Annotated in this window: 18 protein-coding genes; 3 read left to right on the top strand and 15 right to left on the bottom strand. The window is 63.2% G+C overall.

Annotated elements, in window-relative coordinates:
- Positions 1-38: 38 nt before the first annotated feature.
- The 6 genes from glpX to VE009_RS09125 all read right to left on the bottom strand — a co-directional run bounded on the left by glpX (position 39) and on the right by VE009_RS09125 (position 5,054).
- The gene (gene glpX, locus VE009_RS09150) at positions 39-1,016 is read right to left on the bottom strand and encodes a class II fructose-bisphosphatase (protein WP_325007090.1); all 978 of its coding nucleotides are present in this window, start codon (positions 1,014-1,016) and stop codon (positions 39-41) included.
- Between the two features lie 141 nt (positions 1,017-1,157).
- Positions 1,158-1,811 carry an SGNH/GDSL hydrolase family protein gene (locus VE009_RS09145; RefSeq protein ID WP_325007089.1) on the bottom strand — a complete coding sequence of 218 codons (654 nt, stop codon included), beginning with the start codon at positions 1,809-1,811 and terminating at the stop codon, positions 1,158-1,160.
- Between the two features lie 172 nt (positions 1,812-1,983).
- Positions 1,984-2,979, bottom strand: coding sequence for a formylglycine-generating enzyme family protein (locus tag VE009_RS09140; RefSeq protein WP_325007088.1), 996 nt, complete (start codon positions 2,977-2,979; stop codon positions 1,984-1,986).
- A 15-nt stretch (positions 2,980-2,994) separates the two neighbouring features.
- Positions 2,995-3,564: a chromate transporter gene (locus VE009_RS09135; protein WP_325007087.1), complete on the bottom strand. Its 570-nt coding sequence runs from the start codon at positions 3,562-3,564 to the stop codon at positions 2,995-2,997.
- A gap of 1 nt (position 3,565) precedes the next feature.
- Positions 3,566-4,201 carry a chromate transporter gene (locus VE009_RS09130; protein WP_325007086.1) on the bottom strand — a complete coding sequence of 212 codons (636 nt, stop codon included), beginning with the start codon at positions 4,199-4,201 and terminating at the stop codon, positions 3,566-3,568.
- Between the two features lie 619 nt (positions 4,202-4,820).
- The gene (locus tag VE009_RS09125; protein ID WP_325007085.1) at positions 4,821-5,054 is read right to left on the bottom strand and encodes a hypothetical protein; all 234 of its coding nucleotides are present in this window, start codon (positions 5,052-5,054) and stop codon (positions 4,821-4,823) included.
- Between the two features lie 137 nt (positions 5,055-5,191).
- Between VE009_RS09125 and VE009_RS09120 the strand changes: the two genes are divergently transcribed.
- Entirely contained in the window at positions 5,192-7,126 is a 1,935-nt protein-coding gene (locus tag VE009_RS09120) for a hypothetical protein (protein ID WP_325007084.1), read from the top strand.
- A gap of 38 nt (positions 7,127-7,164) precedes the next feature.
- Here the strand turns inward: VE009_RS09120 and VE009_RS09115 are convergent, their stop codons facing one another.
- Complete coding sequence (locus tag VE009_RS09115; protein WP_325007083.1) at positions 7,165-8,244, bottom strand: HAMP domain-containing sensor histidine kinase; 1,080 nt, start codon at positions 8,242-8,244, stop codon at positions 7,165-7,167.
- 682 nt (positions 8,245-8,926) lie between these two features.
- On the opposite strand from VE009_RS09115, the gene helD reads away from it, so the two are divergent.
- Positions 8,927-11,269, top strand: coding sequence for an RNA polymerase recycling motor HelD (helD, locus tag VE009_RS09110; protein ID WP_325007082.1), 2,343 nt, complete (start codon positions 8,927-8,929; stop codon positions 11,267-11,269).
- 55 nt (positions 11,270-11,324) lie between these two features.
- On the opposite strand, the gene VE009_RS09105 is transcribed toward helD, so the two are convergent.
- From VE009_RS09105 to VE009_RS09075, 7 genes are all read right to left on the bottom strand, one after another.
- Complete coding sequence (locus VE009_RS09105) at positions 11,325-12,227, bottom strand: fumarylacetoacetate hydrolase family protein (RefSeq protein ID WP_325007081.1); 903 nt, start codon at positions 12,225-12,227, stop codon at positions 11,325-11,327.
- Positions 12,228-12,306: 79 nt separating this feature from the next.
- Positions 12,307-13,080, bottom strand: a complete 774-nt coding sequence (locus tag VE009_RS09100; protein ID WP_325007080.1) for a glucose 1-dehydrogenase — start codon at positions 13,078-13,080, stop codon at positions 12,307-12,309.
- Between the two features lie 32 nt (positions 13,081-13,112).
- Positions 13,113-13,499, bottom strand: a complete 387-nt coding sequence (gene rbsD, locus VE009_RS09095) for a D-ribose pyranase (protein WP_325007079.1) — start codon at positions 13,497-13,499, stop codon at positions 13,113-13,115.
- The gene (locus tag VE009_RS09090) at positions 13,496-13,717 is read right to left on the bottom strand and encodes a hypothetical protein (protein ID WP_325007078.1); all 222 of its coding nucleotides are present in this window, start codon (positions 13,715-13,717) and stop codon (positions 13,496-13,498) included. The genes rbsD and VE009_RS09090 overlap by 4 nt, the downstream gene beginning before the upstream one ends.
- A gap of 12 nt (positions 13,718-13,729) precedes the next feature.
- Positions 13,730-14,524, bottom strand: coding sequence for a glucose 1-dehydrogenase (locus tag VE009_RS09085; protein ID WP_325007077.1), 795 nt, complete (start codon positions 14,522-14,524; stop codon positions 13,730-13,732).
- A 13-nt stretch (positions 14,525-14,537) separates the two neighbouring features.
- A complete protein-coding gene (locus VE009_RS09080) occupies positions 14,538-15,698 on the bottom strand; it encodes a UxaA family hydrolase (RefSeq protein WP_325007076.1) in 1,161 nt (386 codons plus the stop codon).
- The gene (locus VE009_RS09075) at positions 15,695-16,021 is read right to left on the bottom strand and encodes a UxaA family hydrolase (protein ID WP_325007075.1); all 327 of its coding nucleotides are present in this window, start codon (positions 16,019-16,021) and stop codon (positions 15,695-15,697) included. Before VE009_RS09075 ends, VE009_RS09080 begins: the two co-directional genes overlap by 4 nt.
- A gap of 142 nt (positions 16,022-16,163) precedes the next feature.
- On the opposite strand from VE009_RS09075, the gene VE009_RS09070 reads away from it, so the two are divergent.
- Positions 16,164-17,168 (top strand): LacI family DNA-binding transcriptional regulator, encoded by a 1,005-nt coding sequence (locus VE009_RS09070; RefSeq protein WP_325007074.1) that lies wholly within the window; start codon positions 16,164-16,166, stop codon positions 17,166-17,168.
- 85 nt (positions 17,169-17,253) lie between these two features.
- Here VE009_RS09070 and VE009_RS09065 read toward each other — a convergent pair whose 3' ends face one another.
- Positions 17,254-18,087, bottom strand: a complete 834-nt coding sequence (locus VE009_RS09065) for an amidohydrolase family protein (RefSeq protein ID WP_325007073.1) — start codon at positions 18,085-18,087, stop codon at positions 17,254-17,256.
- Between the last annotated feature and the right edge of the window lie 9 nt (positions 18,088-18,096).

Raw genomic sequence — 18,096 nt, 5'->3', positions numbered from 1 at the left:
GAAGCGTTGCGGCTTCGCGGCGTCCCCGTGCGGCGCTCTTATTTGGATTTCAGCTTTTGAAGGATCGGTTTATTCGGCAAGTAATGGAGCGAGCGTACGTAACGGATCGTTCGCGTTTTCGCCCGCATGACGACCGATTGCGTCTCGGCCCGCTGGTCCGCGAAGTAGCGGACGCCGCCCAAAATTTCTCCGGGCGTCACGCCGGTCGCGGCGAAAATGACGTCCTCCGTGCCGACCATATCGTCCATCGTCAACACTTTGTACGGATTGTCTATGCCCATCTGAATGCAGCGCTGGAACTCTTCCGCATTGGCGGGCATGAGCCGCCCCTGCAGCTCCCCGTCCAGACAGCGCAGCGCCGCGGCCGCCAGCACGCCTTCCGGCGCGCCGCCGGAGCCGACGTACAAGTCGATGCCCGCATCCTCGAACGCCGGCGCGATCGCTCCGGCGACGTCGCCGTCGGACAAAAACTTGATCCGTACGCCGACCTTGCGCAGCGTCTTGATTTGCTGCTCGTGGCGCGAGCGGTCCAAAATCATAACGGTCAAATCGGAAATCGATTTGCCGAGCTCCTTCGCCGCGATGCGCAGCGTTTCCTCGAGCGGCTGCTCGATGCTGAGCTTGCCTTTCAGCTTCGGGCCGACCGCCAGCTTCTCCATATACATGTCAGGCGCGTGCAGCAGCTGCCCTCTGTTCGCGACCGCGATGACCGACAGCGCGTTGTTGAGACCCTTGGCGACGATTTCCGTCCCCTCGAGCGGATCCACGGCGACGTCCACTTCCGGTCCGTCCCCGTTGCCGACGGCTTCGCCGATGTACAGCATCGGCGCTTCGTCCATTTCGCCTTCTCCGATGACGACGGTGCCGCGAATCGACACCGAGTCGAACATCGCGCGCATCGCTTCCGTCGCCGCGCCGTCCGCGGAGTCCTTATCGCCGCGGCCCATCCACGGCGCCGATGCCAATGCCGCCAGCTCCGTCACGCGAACGATTTCTAATGCCAGTTCTCGTTCCATGGTTCTCCCTCGCCTCGTTTCTCTCTACTTTTTTGTCTACCCCTACGATGCCCCTATAATGCCCTATGATGCTACCGTTTTCATTTTACACAATCCGATAGGAAAACAGAAGAAACGGTTTGGACTTTTCCCGTGCGCGCGTCAATCCCACTCGAAGCCGATCTCATCGAGGAACGCCTTCGCGATCGTCATATGTCCGGACAGGACGGGATGCACCCGATCCCACGCCAGCGTCGCGGGGTACAAATGCCGCATCACCCGGTCGAACGCCGCCTGCGTATCGACGAACCGCGCGCCGTGCTTCGCCGCCAGCTGCTGCACGACCGCGCCGTATTGGTCCATCGTCGCCCGCATCGCGTCCTCCCGGTTCGGCTCGATGTAGAACGGCGTCATCAGAACGATCCCCTTGACGGTGGGCTTCGTCGCGGCGACGAGCTCGTCGAGCGTCGCTTCGTATTCCTCGATGTAGACGTGCGCTTCCGGAATCGTCGGCGAATCGAACTGCCGCCATACGTCGTTGATGCCGATCATGATCGACAGCCAGTCCGGCTTCAACTCGACGACGTCGGTCTGCCAGCGCGCCTTAAGGTCTCGCACCGTGTTGCCGCTGATGCCCATGTTGACGACGCGGATGTTCCGCTCCGGATACCTCGTGTGCAGCAGCGCCTCCACCTGCGCCACGTACCCTTTCCCCGTGCCTCCGCCGAACCGGCTTTCCCCGATGGGGCGGGCTCGCTCGCAATCGGTGATCGAGTCGCCGATCATGAGCAGCTTTTCGTCGTTTCCGATAATCATCCGTTCTCCCCCTAACGTGTCCCATATTCCATCTCTATTATATTAACGAAAGGAAGAGGACCCGTCACGAACATTTGCGCCGCCCGCGTCCCCGCGATGTCCGCTCTGGCGAACTTCCCGTCGTACAAAAAAAGAACCCGCCGAAGCGAGTCCTATAGACGCAAGTTTTCGGTTAGTTCGGCGCGTCCGCGGCGCAGCGGAAGCCGGCGTTGCCCGTCGAGCTGTCGGGCGTATTCGAGCTTCGGGCGGCGACGCGGTACCGGTTGCAGTACGATTTGTGGCAAAGATACGACCCGCCTCTCATGACGCGGTTCGACCCGGCGGGCGGACCTTTCGGGTTGAGACGGTTTTCCTCGCGGTGGTACGTCGGATGAAACCAATCCGCGCACCACTCCCACACGTTGCCGGAGACGTTGTACAGTCCGTAGCCGTTCGGCTCGAACGCGTCGACCGGACACGTGCCGACGTAACCGTCGGAGGCGTTGTTTTTTTCCGGAAATTTGCCCTGCCAAATGTTGCACATATGCTTGCCTTCGTGCTTCAGCAGGTCGCCCCACGGATACCGTTTGCCGACGAGACCGCCTCTCGCGGCGTATTCCCATTCCGCTTCCGTCGGCAGCCGTTTCCCCGCCCATCGGCAGTACGCATCAGCGTCGTTCCAGCTGATATGTACGACGGGATGGTCGCCCCGGCCTTCCACGCTCGTGCCGGGACCTTCCGGCTGCGCCCAATAGGCGCCTTCGACCGCGTACCACCATGGCGTTTGCTGCGGAACGCGGGTGACGGTTTGCTTGACGTCTTCCGGCACGAGCAAATGGAAGACGTACGACCAGCCGAACCGCTCGGCCTCGGTGACGTAACCGGTTTCACGCACGAATGCGGCGAATTGATCGTTCGTGACGGCATACGGGTCTATCAAGAACGAATCGACCGTCACCTCGCGAACCGGCCCTTCGCCGTCCGCGGGAAATCCTTCTTCGTCGTCCGTTCCCATGAGGAACGTGCCGCCGGGCAGCCGGATCATGCCGTCCGTGCTCTTGCACCGCGCCGCCGCCTCGTCGGCCGCCGCCGGGGCGCGCTCCGCCGCTGCCGCTGGCGCCGGCGTTTCGCCGTCGTTCGCTCTCCTTGGGGCGCAGCATGACTTGATCGTTCCGTTGACGGGCTCCATACGATAAGTTCCTCCTTAACTAAAGAACGCGATCCCGGTTAGTCCGGACAAGACGATGACGATGACCGGGTGCGTGCGAAATCGCAGCAGGGCGATCAGCGACAGGGCGAAAATCGCGAGCAGCGCGGCGGTTTCCCACCCGACCGCTCCGGCGCCGCCCGTCGGGACGACGCCGTTGCCGATGGCGAACGAGATCGCCGCATAAAAAATGAGTCCCGTTATAATCGGGCGAAGCCCGTAAAAGCCTTTTTTGACGAACGAGCTGTTCCTAACTTTATAGAAAAAGGCGGCTACGATCAAGATGATCGCGAGCGACGGCAGCACCATGCCAAGCGTGGACGCGACCGCCCCCGGCACGCCCGCCAAGCGGTAGCCGATGAAAATCGCGCAGTTCGTCGCGATCGGTCCCGGCGACATGCCGGCGACGGCGATGACGTCCGTGAACGCCTGCAGCGACAGCCAGCCGTGCTGGTGCACGACCTCCCGCTCGATGACCGGGATCATCGAATAGCCGCCGCCGAAAGACACCGCGCCGATCATCAGGAATGTCACGAACAGTTCCCAGAGTAATGCGATGCTCTCCATCCTAGATGCCATCTCCCATCATGAAGCCCCATTCGCGTTCCTCGTAATGCTGGCCCTCGAGCTTCGTCTTAAGGCCCATCTTCGTGCGCAAAGCGACCAGCGCGGCGCCGACGAAAAAACCAGCGACGATCATCAGCGCCGGGTGCAGATGCGAGAAAAACAGCAGTCCGACCGTCGCGAGCGCGACGGCGAGCGTCGTTTTGTCGAGCACGGCCGTTTTGCCGATTTTGACGCCGGCGTAGCAGATCAGCGCGACGATCGCAGCGCGGATGCCTTGGAACGCCGCCTCGACTTTCGGGTGATCCTGCACCTGGAGGAAAAAGACGGAAAGCATAAGGACGATGAGGAAGGTCGGCAGCAGCACGCCCGCCATCGCCGCGATCGCCCCCGGCGCGCCGGCGAGTCGGTAGCCGATGAACGTTGCGGAATTGATCGCGATGGCGCCCGGAATCGACTCCGCCACCGCGAACACATCGGCGACGTCTTTCGTTTCCAGCCATTTTCGTTTCTCGACGACTTCCCGTTCGATGAGCGGGATCATCGCGTACCCGCCGCCGAACGTTACAGGCCCGATTTTCAAGAAGCACATGAAAATCGCGGGCAGCTGTTTCCAAGTTTGAACGAAAGAATGGGCCACGGCTGATCCGCTCCTCTTGAGTGGTATGTGGCCATTATACCGCAGTTTTTTCTATTTTGGAATAAACTTCTGCTGAAATATGTGAAAAGAGTTTGCTGACGGGCAGTTTCGGGGTGGTCGATAGGTATCATTCATCCATTTTGATTTTAAGTCGAGTATTCTCATCGGAATTAGGCGAATGCGGAGGCACGGGCCGGCGAGGCGGGCGCCGCTGGCGCGGGCGTGCGCCGCCGGCGCGGGCGAGCGCCGCCGGCGCGGGCGAGCGCCACTGGGCGCCCTCTCTTTGGCGATAGCGAGCTTTTTGCACTAATAGCGAGGCTAGACTCGCTATTAGTGCAATTTCCTCGCTAATTGCTGCGCAATTGCCGGAGAGTTCCGCATTTGCCGCGCCGCGCAAACCACGCGGGGTCATGGATAATTCCTTGCGAGCGAGCCGACGGGTAGCTGTAATCGGAGTTTCTCCGATTATTTTGCTCCATACGGGCCAGCGAGCTCTTGTAGTCGGAGTTTCTCCGACTATTTTGCGCCTATCGAGCCAGCGAGCTCCTTTAGTCGGAGATTCTCCGACTACACTCCAACTAGCCCGCGCCCGCAGAACTTTCTCCCAAAAAAGAAAAAACTACTTGCGCAGCCGCCGGTTGGCGAGCAAGTAGTCGGCGTCGGTGTCGACGATCGTGGCGCTGCCATGGCAGCACGGAAACACGAGAAGCTTCTTCTTCCCTTCGTGAATTTCCTTCAGTTCGCGTTTGCGCAGCGGCAAAATGACATGGTTGGCGCGGCAAAACGGACACTCGGAAACGTACACGTCGTCGCCCGATGTTTCGTAAGGCCATGTATGCGAAAAAGGGATCATCGGCAGCTGTCTTCCTTTCGGTCTATCGAGGGTATCGAGGGTTCGAGGCATTCGGCGAGTTTATGTGCAGTAGTATAGACGATTCCGGCCTATGTTACAATGAAACCGAAACCCCGTTCGGAAAGGAGTCGTTCTCGATGCCGGACTGGTCGTACCATCCGCTGTTCAAGCCTCTCCTCTTTAAGCTGCCGCCGGAGCTGGGGCGCCGCATGGCGCTCGGCGCGATCGGCGGGCTGGCCCGGCTGCCGGGCGGCGCCTTCGCCATCCGTACGCTCGGCCATCTCGAAACGCCCGAAGAAGCCGCCCTCGAGCGCTGGGGCATCCGCTTCGCGTGCCCGGTCGGCATCGGCGGCGACGTGGACCCCGACGGCCTCGCGACGGTCGCGCTGGCGCAGTTCGGGTGCGGCTACATCGAGGTCGGGCCCGTGACGGAGCGCCCGACGCCGCCCCCGCGCCTCGCCCGCGACGACGCGACCGCGTCCGTCCTGACGTCGGACCGATTCGCCAGCGCCGGCGCGGAGGCGATCGAGCGCAGGTTGGCGCGCGACCGGCGGCGCATCGGGAGGCCGCTGTTCGTCCGCCTCCGCCACGACGCCGGCGCCGCTCCCGAGGAGGCGCTCGCCCAGTACCGGCGCCTCGCAGAGCGAATGGCGCCGTACGCCGCCGCGCTCGTCGTCGACGCGGCGGACGAGCGCTGGCCGCGCGAGCGGCTCATGGAGCTGCTGCGAGAAGCCGCCCGAGCGATCCGCGAAGCCGTCCCGCCCGGCCTGCCGCTCCTGCTGTACGTGCCGCCCGACGCGGAACGGCTGGACGACTGGGCGGATGCGGCGCGCGGCGCGTGGGACGGCGTCGTCGTCGGCGCCGCGGCGGGCGACGCCCGGAGCGGCTACCGCAGCGGGGGCGCCGTTCGAGCGGCCGCGCTCGCGGCGACGGAACGGCTGCGCCGGCAGCTTCCGCGGCCGTACGGGATCGTCGCCGCCGGCGGCGTCGTCGAGCCCGAGGAGGCGCTCGCGCTGCGCCGCGCAGGCGCCGACATCATCGAGCTGAACGCCGGGCTCGTCCATGCGGGCCCCGGGCTGCCGAAACGGGTCAACGAGCTATTGCTGCACGACGCGATCCAAGCCGATCCGCCGCCGGTGCCCCCCCAACGATCCTGGGGCTGGATGCTGCTCCTCGGCATCGCCATGATCGTCGGCGGCGCCGCCGCCTGGGCCATTGCCGCGACGACCGTCGTGCTGCCGTACGACACTGCGTTCCTCGGCGCCGATCGGAACGCCATTCGTGCCGTCAACGAGCGGCTGCTGGCGTTCATGTCGCACGACCGCATCACGCTCGCAGGCACGATGATATCCATCGGCGTCATGTACTGCTACTTGGCGCGGTACGGGCTGCGAAGGCGGCAGCATTGGGCGCGCACCGCGCTGATGGTTTCGGGCACCGTCGGATTTTCCGGATTCTTCCTGTATTTGGGCTACGGTTATTTCGATCCGCTGCATGCCGCCGTCTCCGCGCTGCTGCTGCCCATGTTCATGCTCGCGATGCGCGACGGACGGGATGCGCCGCCGCGGGACCCGCCGCCCAACCGATCCAACTCCGCCGTCTGGCGGCTCGGCCTGTACGGCCAGCTCGCCTTCGTCTGCATCGGCGTCGGGCTCGCCGTCGGCGGCATCGTCATCGCCGGCGTCGGCGTGACGCACGTGTTCGTGCCGACGGATCTCGCCTTCCTCGGCACGCACGCCGATCATCTGGAGGCGGCCAATCCGAAGCTGCTGCCGCTGATCGCCCATGACCGGGCCGGCTTCGGCGGCGCCCTGCTGTCCGACGCGCTGGCCGTGCTGATCACCGCGCTGTGGGGCATCCGGCAGGGCGAGCGATGGATCTGGCGCATGCTGCTCGTCGCCGGCCTCCCGGGCTTCGCCGCCGGCCTCGGCGTCCATGCCGCCATCGGATATACCGACCCGCTTCATCTCATGCCGGTATACGTCTTGTTGGCGTTATACGCCGTCGGGCTCGTTTGCCTATATCCTTACCTGCATGCCGCTCCGGAACGAAAAGGCGCCGCGCCCGGCTGATGCTCCGGAACGCGACGCCTCCCTTAGGCAATTCTCCCCTAAGCCCGCTGGTCCGGAATGACGACGGTGACCGTCGTGCCCCGGCCCGGCTGGCTCTGTATGCGAAGCCTGCCGTTCAACGAATGAACGAAATGATAGCAGTACATCAGCCCGGTTCCCGTGCCGCTGCTTCTCGTGTTGTACTTCGGCATGCCGAGCTGCTCCAGCTGCTCCTCGGTCATCCCGATGCCGTTGTCGGCGATGACGATCGCGAGTTCTTTCCCTTTCCAATACGAAGAAATCGTCAGTTTCCCGCCGCGATGCAGCGCATTGGCGCCGTTGCGGAGCAAATGCATCAAACAAAGCTGCAGCTGCCCTTCGTTGCAGCTCAGCATCACGTCTTCCGACACGGCGTCGATCAGTTCGATTTTTTTCAGCTCGATCAACGGCCAAATTTCGGTCAGCGCCCGATCGATGCAGTTCGACAGCGACACCTCCGACTTTGCCGCTTCGTGCAGCGTCGTGATCGTCAGATAGGTGTGGATAACCTTTTCCGCTTCGCTGAGCTCCTGCATTGCCGTGTTGGCGTAATAAAGGATTTGTTCGGACGGATTTTGACGCTTGATCAGCTGCAGGAACCCCTTCACCGTCGTCAGCGGATTGCGGAGCTCATGCGCGATGATGACGGCCAACGAGCTGGTGGCGGTCAGCTTCTCCATCCTGACGATTTCCTTCCGATGGATGATCGCTTCCCGAAGATGCTCGCCGACCGTAAGCGCACACAACAGCAGCGCCAGCAAGGTTGCAACATACAACATCCATACTCCCGGCGGAGGGGCGGCATCGAGCAGCGCTTCCCCCGCATACGTCAGCCCTGCGGCGAACGCCGAATACACCGCCCCCCATCCAAGCTTCTTAACGAACGCGGAGGCGAAAAACGGAGCCCGCAAGGCGGCGACGAAAGCGGTTAACACCGATCCCAACACGGCATGCTGCAGCATGGCGACGCCTTCTGCCGGAAATTGTCCCGCCGCGCCGAGCAGCGAAAGCGCGAGACCTACCTGCCATCCGCCGTACAGCGTGCCGACGATCAAAGGGACGGGCGAGAGCTCGTACTCGTAGCCGCCGAAGAAATTCATAGGGAACCCGATGCAACCTAGCAAAGAGAAAGCCAAGCAAGCCGCAACCGTCAACTTTCCCGTGCGGTATACGGGCAACCGTAGAGAAATCATTTGAAAAAGGAAAAAAGGGAAAATGATAAACATCCCGTTAATTAAAAAGTAGGAAAGAGTGCTCACCGTTCCTTCATACCAATCACCAATCCTCGTGTCTCCCCGCAGTCGAATCCCGTCCCATTATACCATTAAATGCCAGTCGGTGGGTGAAAAAAATAGAATTGTCCGGGAAAGTCCGATTTTATCGGACCGACATGCTGACAAATGTAATCAAAGGGCATTCCATACTATTGTGAAACGAAGCGTAAAAAGGGGCTGGCGGCGCGAGCCGGGGCATCCGGCGGCTGAAAGATTTCTGTTGATCGATCGACGTCTTGCAGTGGAGTAAATACAAAGATGGGCGACCGCGGTTAAGCGGAAGTTTTTCTTGGTATAGAATTTACTCGTTCCGAAGTCGGCGAAACTTATAAATTCCATAACAATAAATAAAACCGCCCTAAGGCGGTCCGGTGGTTGTCGGGGGCATAAGTGTATGGTACAATGAGGAACGCGCGTTTATTTTGTGATGATAACAATTAAACTTACCCAATTATATTGTACAACAAGATAAAACGCGTGTCAACATCCTTTTGAGGAGCGTGCTGCTATGCCGGCAAACGAACTGCGGGAGTACGAAAAGAATCGAATCGAACGGGTCCGAAGGATCATCGCCGAGCGCATGTCCCGGCTGGAACCCGAGCTGAGCGGAGCGCGCGAATCGGCGCGAGACCTGCGTCGCCGGTTTTGGGACGACTTGTCCTTCAACGTCGGCTCCGCCGCCGACCGACTGGAGACGTACGCGGGCATGAGACAGCAAAGCCAGCTGCTCGCCGAGCGGGATTCGACCTCCGCTCGTCTGAGCGGCGCCCTCAAGACGCTTGCGAAACAGCTGGAGGCGCCGTATTTCGGAGCCGTGACGTTTCGCGAAGACGGAGCCGCCGACCCCGAGACGCTTTATATCGGCCTCGCCTCGCTCCTCGACGAAGACGGCGAGACGTTCCTCGTGCTCGATTGGCGCGCGCCCGCCTCCACCCTGTTTTACGACTTCGAGCCCGGCCCGGCTTTCTACGCCGCTCCGGACGGCGACGTGCGCGGCACGATGGAACGCAAGCTTCAATTCGTCTTCGGCGGCGGCGAATTGGAAGGCGTATTCGAAGCCGGGGTGACGATCGGCGACTCGCTGCTCGGGGCGATGCTCGCAAAGACGTCCGACGGCGCGATGCGCGCCATCGCCTCGACGATCCAGCGCGAGCAAAACCGCGCGATCCGCAACGACGACGCGGACGTCCTGATCGTGCACGGCCCGGCCGGCAGCGGCAAAACGTCCGCGGCTCTCCAGCGGGCGGCCTACCTCCTATACAAATATCGCGCGACGCTTTCGTCCGAGCAGATGCTGCTCTTTTCGCCCAACGCGATGTTCATGGGGTACGTCGCTTCCGTCCTCCCGGAGCTTGGCGAGGAGGCGCTGCGGCAGGAAACGTTCCCGGGGTACCTCGAGCGGCGGCTCGGCTCGTCGTTCCGCCTCGAACATCCGCTCGACGCGCTCGAAGCGCTGCTGAACGAGCCCGAGGAAGCCGCCGCTGAACGGCTCGCCGTTTCTCGCGTCAAGTCCGACCCCGCCTTCCTCGCTGCGTTGACCGCGTTCATGGATCGGCTGACGGCGGAGGAGCTGCCGTTCCGCGCCATTCGGCTCGAAGGCCGAACGCTCGTGGACGAACAGCGCATGCGCGAGCTGTTTCTCGAGACGGGGGCGAAGCCGTGGAAGACACTTTCCGAACGGTTCGCCCGATTCGCCAAGGGCGTCGTTCGCGACCTTGACGCCTGCGAAGCCGCCGAACGGGACCGGGAATGGGTCGACGAGCGTCTCGAAACGGTCGATCCGGAGACGCTTCGCCGCGCCTACAAAGAAGTTCGCAAACGACAAAAAGGTCCCGAAGCCGTGTTCAACGAAAACGAGCTCGAAGAACGCGTGCTGCGGGAGATGATCGTCGGGGAGCGGTTCGACGCGCTGCGCCGCCGCGCGAAAAGGCTCCGCTGCGTCGATGCGGCCGCGCTGTATTTGCGGTTTCTAGAAACATACCGGTCCGGCGACGACGCGTGGCGGCGCGGCGCCGAGCGGACCGCGGCGGCGTTCGCCGACCGGCGCATGCCGTACGAGGACGCCGTCCCGTACCTCTGGCTGCGGGATGCGATGACGGGAACGCCCGAGCGCCGCGACATCCGCCACGTCTTGATCGACGAAGCGCAGGATTACTCGCCGCTGCAGCTCGCATACCTACGGCGGTTGTTTCCCGCCGCGCGCATGACGGTCGTCGGCGACTTCCGTCAGACGATTTTCCCGCACGCGGCGTCGCTCCGGGCCGCCAGCGCGCTCGACCCCGCCTTCGACGGCGCGTCGGTCGCCGTCGTGCCGTTCGAGCGGACGTACCGGTCAACCCTGGACATCGTCGAGTTTACGCGGCGGCTGCTGCCGGGCGGCGACGGCGATTACGCGCCGTTCGACCGCCGCGGCGCGAAGCCGGTCCTCGTGCTGGCGGACGACGCCGATTCGCTCGCCGCCGCCATCGCCCGCGACGTTCGCGCGCTGCAGACGGAGGGCTTCCCGGCCGCGGCGATCATCGCGAAGACGGCCGCGGAATGCGACGCGCTGTACGCAGCGCTCTCGCCGCTGATCGACGGCCTGGAGCGGCCCGAGCGCGACGCCGCCCGCCTTCCGCGGGGCGTCTGCCTGCTCCCGGCGGCGCTCGCCAAAGGCGTCGAATTCGACGCCGTGCTGATCGCCGACGCGTCGGCGCGCGCCTACGCGCTCGAAAGGGAGCGCAAGCTGTTCTACGCGGCGTGCACGCGGGCGATGCACCGGCTCCGGCTGTACGCCATGGGCGAGCCGTCGCCGTTCGTGACGGGCGTCGATTCGAGCCTGTACGACGTCGAGCGAGCGCAGCGGGGATAAAGCGGCCAACCGCCAAAAAAACGGCCAAGCGCTCTTTCGCGCTTGGCCGTTCGCGTTATTCCGCCACCATCCGATTCGTGAGCGTGCCGAGCTTCTCGATCTCGATCGTCACGACGTCGCCGGGCTTCAGGTATACCCGCTTCTCCTCCGGGTACCCAAGCACGACGCCCTCCGGCGTTCCGGTTAAGATGATGTCTCCCGGCACGAGCGTCATATGCTGCGAGATGTAGCTGACGATTTCGTCGCAGCGGAAAATCATATCCGACGTATTGGAGTTTTGGCGCACTTCCCCGTTCACGATGCAACGAATGTCGAGCGCGTTCGGGTCTCCCACCTCGTCGGCCGTCACGAGATACGGGCCGAGCGGCGAGAACTTGTCGCACGTCTTGCCGAGCAGCCACTGCGGCGTGCGCATCTGCAAATCGCGGGCCGACAAATCGTTCACGTTGCAATAGCCGAACACGTGGTCGAGCGCGTTCTCCCGGTCGACGTACTTCGCCGTTTTGCCGATGACGATGACGAGCTCCGCCTCGTAATCGACCGCGTTCGAAACGCGCGGCAGCGGCACGTCGTGCCCGTGGCCCGTCAGCGTGTTGTTAAACTTATTGAACAAGATCGGATACTGCGGAATCGGCGCGTTCGTCTCCTCCGCATGCTTGCGGTAGTTGAGACCGACGCAAATGATTTTGTTCGGCCGCGTGACGCACGGACCGAACGTTAAGGCGTCCTCCGCCTTAAGCGCCTGCGCGGAGACGTTCGCGTCCGACAGCGCCGCGTCGACCAGAGCGCTCAGCGCCTCGATCGCCGCTTGTCCGCCCTCGATGACCGCGTGCACATCCGTAGGCGCTCCGGCGAAGGACGCCAGAGCCGCCGCCGCGGCGGCGACGTCGACGACGCCCTTCTCCGTCGCGACGCCGAGCCGGAATTCCCCGTTTTCAATGAACGTAACCAGCTTCATGCTTTCACAGCCTTCCCTCGTATGTATTGTACGGCCGCAAAGGGCCTCAATCTGCTTCGACTTCGCCCAAAACCGAATACTATGCGTTCTTCCCGAACACGACGCCGCCGTCGATGTACAGGGGCGACCCCATCATAAATTTCGATTCGTCCGATGCCAGGAACAAGGCGGCCTGCGCCACATCCTCCGGCCGGCCGAGCTCGCCGCTCAGCTGCCGCGTCTTCAGCTGCGCGATCGCCGCTTCCGGGTCGTCATACGACGTGCGCAAGTAGTTTTCGACGAACGGGGTGAAAATCGTCCCCGGCAGCAGCGCGTTCACCCGAATGTTGTACGGCGCGTAATCGACCTGCATCGATTTCGTCAGCGCGAGCACGGCGCCTTTCGTCGCCGAATACGACGCCCGCCGCGCGAGACCGATTTCCGCGATGCACGACGACATGTTGATGATCGAGCCGGCTTTGCGTTCCATCATATACGGCAGCGCGTACTTCGACGGCAGGAACACGCCTTTGATGTTGATCGTCATGACGCGGTCCCACGCCTCCGGCTCGACCTCGTGCAGCATGCCGACGCCGCTGACGCCCGCGTTGTTGAACAGCACGTCGATGCGCCCGAACTCGGCGACGACGGCGTCGATCATCGCGCGCACCTGCTCCGGGTTTGTCACGTCGGCCTGATAGAACGACGCCTTGCCCCCGGCCGAGACGATGTCGTTCACCGTCTCTTGCCCCTTCTCCGCGTCGAGGTCGTTCACGACGACCGTCGCGCCTTCGCGCGCGAACAGCAGCGCGCTGCTTTTGCCGATTCCCGACCCAGATCCGGTAATCAGCGCCACTTTGTCAGCGAGTCTCATCCTTCATCCCCCTCGTCGATACTTCCTGCCCTCTATCCGGATACGATCATGACGTTGGCGTACGGCGTCGCGTCTCCCGTGCGAATGACCGCCCGCGACTCCGGGCAAATCGCTTTGAACCGCTCGTGCGTCACGACCTGGAACGCGACGTCCCCGAACGTCTCCCGCAGCAGCGCGAACCGTTCCGGGCTCGCCGCCGCCATCTCCTCCGTCACGAGGATCCGGTCGATGACGAATTCGCCCGCGATCGCCCGCAGCACGTCGACCACGGTCGGCACATCGTCGACGAGCGCCAGATCGAGCCGCTCCGGCCCCGGAGGGACCGGAAACCCACGGTCGCAAATCGTCAGCAGGTCGGTATGCCCCGTCTCCGCCAAAATCCGGTTCAGCGTCGGGTGCAGGATGCCGCCCTTCTTCATCGGCGCCCCGCCTCCCCGCCGGCCGCGGCGCGAAGCGCCTGATCCCGCTGGGAGCGCGTCAGCTCCTCGCGGATCGACGGGCGCGGCCGCTTCAAGTAGAACGTCTGCCCGCCGTTCCCGTCCGGCGCGACGCCGACGAGCTCCCAACCGTCCTCGCCCAACGCCGCGAGCGCCTCGAACGCGCCGGCCCGCGCGTATTCCCATCTTACAGCCGCCATCGCCGCGCCCCCTTACCGTTCCAGATGGTCTTCGGGCTGCGCCGCCTTCACGCTGAGCCCCCCGTCCACCATCAGCAAATGGCCGTTCACCTGCATCGCTTCTTCGGAAGCGAGGAAGACGACCGCATCGCCGATTTGGCGCGCGGTGCCGAGCCGCTTCATCGGGTTCGCTTCGATTTCCTTGCGGCGAATTTCGGGATCGGCCAAATAGTCGGCGCACAAGTCCGTGTCCACCGTGCTCGGCCCGACCGCGTTCACGTTGATGCCGTATTTGCCGAGCTCGATCGCCATCCCTTTCGTGAGCATATGCGCCGCCGCTTTAGACGATTGGTAATGCGGGATGACCGGGCTCGTCACGACGAGGCTCGCGGTCGAGAGCACGTTGACGATTTTGCCGTAGCGCTTCGCCGCCATCGTTTCCGCCGCCAGCTGCGAGCATAGAAAAATCGCCTTCACGTTCGTATTAAACGTGCGGTCCCACGTTTCCTCTTTCAGTTTGAAAAAAGATTCGAACGGCGCCACCCCGGCGTTGTTCACCAAAATTTCCACGTCGCCGAGCGCCGCTCGCACCTGCTCGAACATGGCGGCGACCTCCGCCTTCACGCCGACGTCCGCCCGCACCGCGACCGCTTTGACGCCGAGCGCTTCGGCGTTGCGGACGACCGCCTCCGCCTGTTCCCGCATCGTATCCCACGGATAGTTGACGGCGACGTGCGCTCCTTCTTCCGCGAGCCGGTACACGATCGCTTCTCCGATACCGCGATTGCCGCCCGTGACGAGCGCCACTCGATTTTCCAGCCTTTTCATGCGCGCATCCCCCTTACAAGCTCGGTCCGATTCGATTGATGCTGAACTCTTGATGCCCGAGAATTTCCGCCTTCGTCAGCTTGCCGCCCGCCACCTCGACGATTTCCCGCCAAATCGCATCGCCCGCTTCCTCGAGCGTCATTTCGCCGGTCAGCATGCCGCTCACGTCGACGTCCATGTTGTCGCTCATCATTTCGTACATGCGGCGGTTCGCCGTAATTTTAATGACCGGCACGACCGCGGCGCCCGTCGGCGTGCCGCGCCCCGTCGTGAAGCAGACGATGTGCGCCCCGCCGGCCGCCATGCCCGAGACGCACTCGATGTCGTTCCCGGGCGAATCCATGAAGTAGAGGCCGCCCTCCGGAATGTCCTCTGCGTATTCGATGACGCCGCGGATCGGCGCCGAACCGCATTTGCTGATGCAGCCGAGCGACTTCTCCTCGATCGTCGACAATCCGCCGGCGATGTTGCCCGGGCTCGGGTTGCCGCCGCGCATGTCGGCGCCCATCCGTTCGACCTCCCGCTCGAACCGGTCGACGATTTCGAACAGCCGGCTCTTCGTCTCGGGCGTCTCGCAGCGCCCCGCGAGCACATGCTCCGCGCCGATGATTTCCGTCGTCTCGCCGATGACGATGCCGCCGCCCTGCGCGATGAGCGCATCCGACGCCGCGCCGAGCGCCGGGTTGGACGCGAGGCCCGACGTCGCGTCGGAGCCGCCGCACTTGACGCCGACCTTCAGCTTGCTGAGCGGCACCGGCGTTTTCGGCTGGCGATCGAGCTCGGCCTTCATCCGGCGCGCCAGCTCGACGCCGTGCTGAATCGCTTTCACCGAGCCGCCGACCGACTGAATGTCGAACCATTCGACGCTCTTGCCGGTCTTTCGGATTTCTTCCGCCAGCGCCGCCGGGTCGACGACTTCGCAGCCGAGGCTGACGATGAGGACGCCGCCGACGTTCGGGTTTTTCCCGGTGCCGGCGAGCACGTTGAACGTCCGCTCCTTATCCGAACCGATCTGGCTGCAGCCGTGCTGATGCGGAATCGCCACCGTGCCGGGCACGAGCTGCGCGATGCGGCTTACCACTTGGTTCGAACAGATGACGGTCGGAATGATCAACAAATGATTGCGGATGCCGATGTCGCCGTTCGGCCTTTCGTACGCCATGATCGAGCTCATGCGCTCGCTCCTTTCGCCGCTTGATCGCCGCGGCCGCGAATGCCTTCGATGTTGTGGACGTGCACGTGCCGGCCCGCTTCGATGTTCGTCGTCGCGCGGCCGATCACTTCGCCGTATTTCTTCACATGCGTTCCTTCCGGAATGAACATAAGGGCGATCTTGTGCCCGAACGCCACATCGTCGAGCGCCGTCACTTGTAAGCGCTCTCCGCCGAACCGAAACGACACCGTTTCGCCGGCTTTCACGTCGCGGAGCGCCGTCGCCACATGGTCGTCCGCGTGCATCCGAATGGCGTCCGCCCCGGCCTCAATGTCACCTGCCATAAGTCTGACCGCCTCGATCCTATTAAACTTGTGTTATCGGTAACCCTAAAGTAACAAGAATCCTTCTTGCTGTCAATTCAAAAATTCCTATACAATAGGATGCAGAGTTTGCTTACAATTCCCGGCAAAAGGGTGAGCGCGTTTGGTTACGATCTACGATATTGCGAAGCAGGCGAACGTGTCCGCCATGACCGTTTCCAGAGTTATCAATAACACAGGACGCATCAGCGAAGCGACGCGCGCGCGCGTCAAGCAGGTGATGGAGGAGCTGGGCTACGTGCCGAACTCCATGGCGCGCAGTCTCGTGAAGCAGGAGACGAAAATGCTGTCGCTGCTCATCACCGATATTACGAACCCGTTCTACACGACGTTAGCCCGAGGCGCCGAAGATGCGGCCAAACGGAACGGTTATAAACTGTTATTCGGCAACAGCGACGAAGATTACGGCAAGGAGCGCGATTACGTCGACATGGTGCTGTCCACGCGCGTCGACGGCGTCCTGTTCGCGCCCGCGGGCGACGCTTCGGCGGACCATCTGCGCCTGCTGCAGCGCCGCGGCGTTCCGTTCGTGCTGCTCGACCGGGAAGTGCCGGGCATCGCCGCCGATCGCGTGCTCGGCGACAGCCGGGAAGGCGCGAGGCGGCTTACGGAGCATTTGATCGAGCTCGGCCACCGGCGCATCGCGATGATCAACGGCCGGCAGGACGTGTCGACCGCGAGGCTGAGGTACCAAGGGTACCTGGAAGCGCTGAAACTTGGCGACGTGCCGTTCGATCCGTCGCTCGTGCACGAGGCCGGCTATACGGCGGCCGACGGCGTCGAACTCGCGGACGCGCTGCTGTCGGCGCCGGAGCCGCCGACGGCGGTGTTCGCGGCGAACAACTTCCTCGCCCTGGCCGTCGTACGCGGGCTGCGCGACCGCGGCGTCCGCGTGCCGGACGACGTGTCGGTCGTCTGCTTCGACGATTTCGGCGAAACGTTCGTGCTCGATCCGTTCCTGACCGCGGCGCAGCAGCCCGCCTACGAATTCGGCTCGCTCGGCATGCAGCTGCTCATCGAACGCATCCAAGGCGCGGCCGGCGCCGAGCCGCGCAACGTCGTGCTGCCGTCCAGGCTCGTCATCCGGCAGTCGTCCAAGGCGCTCTGAACGCGCCTTCGGCGGCGCCGCGGGCCCGCTCGCGAGCCCGCCTCCACCCCGCCAGGCCCCGCCCCGCACCGCGCTCGACCGCAAGTCAACCGCCGATTCCGTAAAACGCCGCGCAGTTGCCGCCGAACAACAGCGCGCGCTCTTCCTTGCTCCACTCCCTGACGAACCGCTCGACGAGCTCGACCGTTCGTCCGTAGTCCGCGGCGAGCAAGCAGACCGGCCAATCCGACCCGAACATGAGCCGTTTCGGACCGAACGCCTCGAATACCGTATTTACGTAGGGCTCGAAATCGCTCTCCTTCCACCCGCGCCAATCCGCTTCCGTCACCATGCCCGACACTTTGCACCACACGTTTTCGAAGCGCGCCAGCTCCCTGATTCGCTCCGCCCACGGCTCCAGCGCCCCGCCCTTGATATCCGGCTTCGCGATATGGTCGACGACGAACGGCTGATCCGGAAACCTCCGGACGAATTCGATCGCCGCGGGCAAATGCCGGTGATAAATCAAAATATCGTACGTGAGACCAAACTCGGACAGCGCTTTCACGCCGCGGCAAAAATCGTCCCGCAGCAAAAAGCGGTCATCCGGTTCCGCCTGCACGATATGCCGCACGCCTTTGAACTTCGGGTGCCCCGCGTACCTCGCAAGCTGCTCGCGCACATCCGGGGCGCGCAGGTCGACCCAGCCGACGACGGCGCGAATCCATTCGTGACGGTCCGCGAGTTCGAGCAGATCCTCGTTCTCCTCGAGCGAGCTGCGCGCCTGCACCGCGACGGTTCCTTCAAAGCCATGCGCCGCCAACAGCGGCTTAAGCTGTTCGGGACCGAAATCGCGGCTGATCGGACTGTCCGGGCCTCCGGTCCATTCAAATTCGATAGGATCGTATTTCCAAAAATGCTGATGCGAATCGATGTTCACCGTTGCATT

This window comes from Paenibacillus sp. (assembly GCF_035645195.1).
Taxonomy (GTDB): domain Bacteria; phylum Bacillota; class Bacilli; order Paenibacillales; family YIM-B00363; genus Paenibacillus_AE.
This window is presented reverse-complemented; position numbering and strand designations above follow the sequence as displayed.

Coding starts and splice junctions, on each gene's coding strand:
- glpX (WP_325007090.1), bottom strand. CDS start 1,016: ATGGAACGAGAACTGGCATTAGAAATCGTTCGCGTGACGGAGCTGGCG.
- VE009_RS09145 (WP_325007089.1), bottom strand. CDS start 1,811: ATGATTATCGGAAACGACGAAAAGCTGCTCATGATCGGCGACTCGATC.
- VE009_RS09140 (WP_325007088.1), bottom strand. CDS start 2,979: ATGGAGCCCGTCAACGGAACGATCAAGTCATGCTGCGCCCCAAGGAGA.
- VE009_RS09135 (WP_325007087.1), bottom strand. CDS start 3,564: ATGGAGAGCATCGCATTACTCTGGGAACTGTTCGTGACATTCCTGATG.
- VE009_RS09125 (WP_325007085.1), bottom strand. CDS start 5,054: ATGATCCCTTTTTCGCATACATGGCCTTACGAAACATCGGGCGACGAC.
- VE009_RS09120 (WP_325007084.1), top strand. CDS start 5,192: ATGCCGGACTGGTCGTACCATCCGCTGTTCAAGCCTCTCCTCTTTAAG.
- VE009_RS09115 (WP_325007083.1), bottom strand. CDS start 8,244: ATGAATTTCTTCGGCGGCTACGAGTACGAGCTCTCGCCCGTCCCTTTG.
- helD (WP_325007082.1), top strand. CDS start 8,927: ATGCCGGCAAACGAACTGCGGGAGTACGAAAAGAATCGAATCGAACGG.
- VE009_RS09105 (WP_325007081.1), bottom strand. CDS start 12,227: ATGAAGCTGGTTACGTTCATTGAAAACGGGGAATTCCGGCTCGGCGTC.
- VE009_RS09100 (WP_325007080.1), bottom strand. CDS start 13,080: ATGAGACTCGCTGACAAAGTGGCGCTGATTACCGGATCTGGGTCGGGA.
- rbsD (WP_325007079.1), bottom strand. CDS start 13,499: ATGAAGAAGGGCGGCATCCTGCACCCGACGCTGAACCGGATTTTGGCG.
- VE009_RS09090 (WP_325007078.1), bottom strand. CDS start 13,717: ATGGCGGCTGTAAGATGGGAATACGCGCGGGCCGGCGCGTTCGAGGCG.
- VE009_RS09085 (WP_325007077.1), bottom strand. CDS start 14,524: ATGAAAAGGCTGGAAAATCGAGTGGCGCTCGTCACGGGCGGCAATCGC.
- VE009_RS09080 (WP_325007076.1), bottom strand. CDS start 15,698: ATGAGCTCGATCATGGCGTACGAAAGGCCGAACGGCGACATCGGCATC.
- VE009_RS09075 (WP_325007075.1), bottom strand. CDS start 16,021: ATGGCAGGTGACATTGAGGCCGGGGCGGACGCCATTCGGATGCACGCG.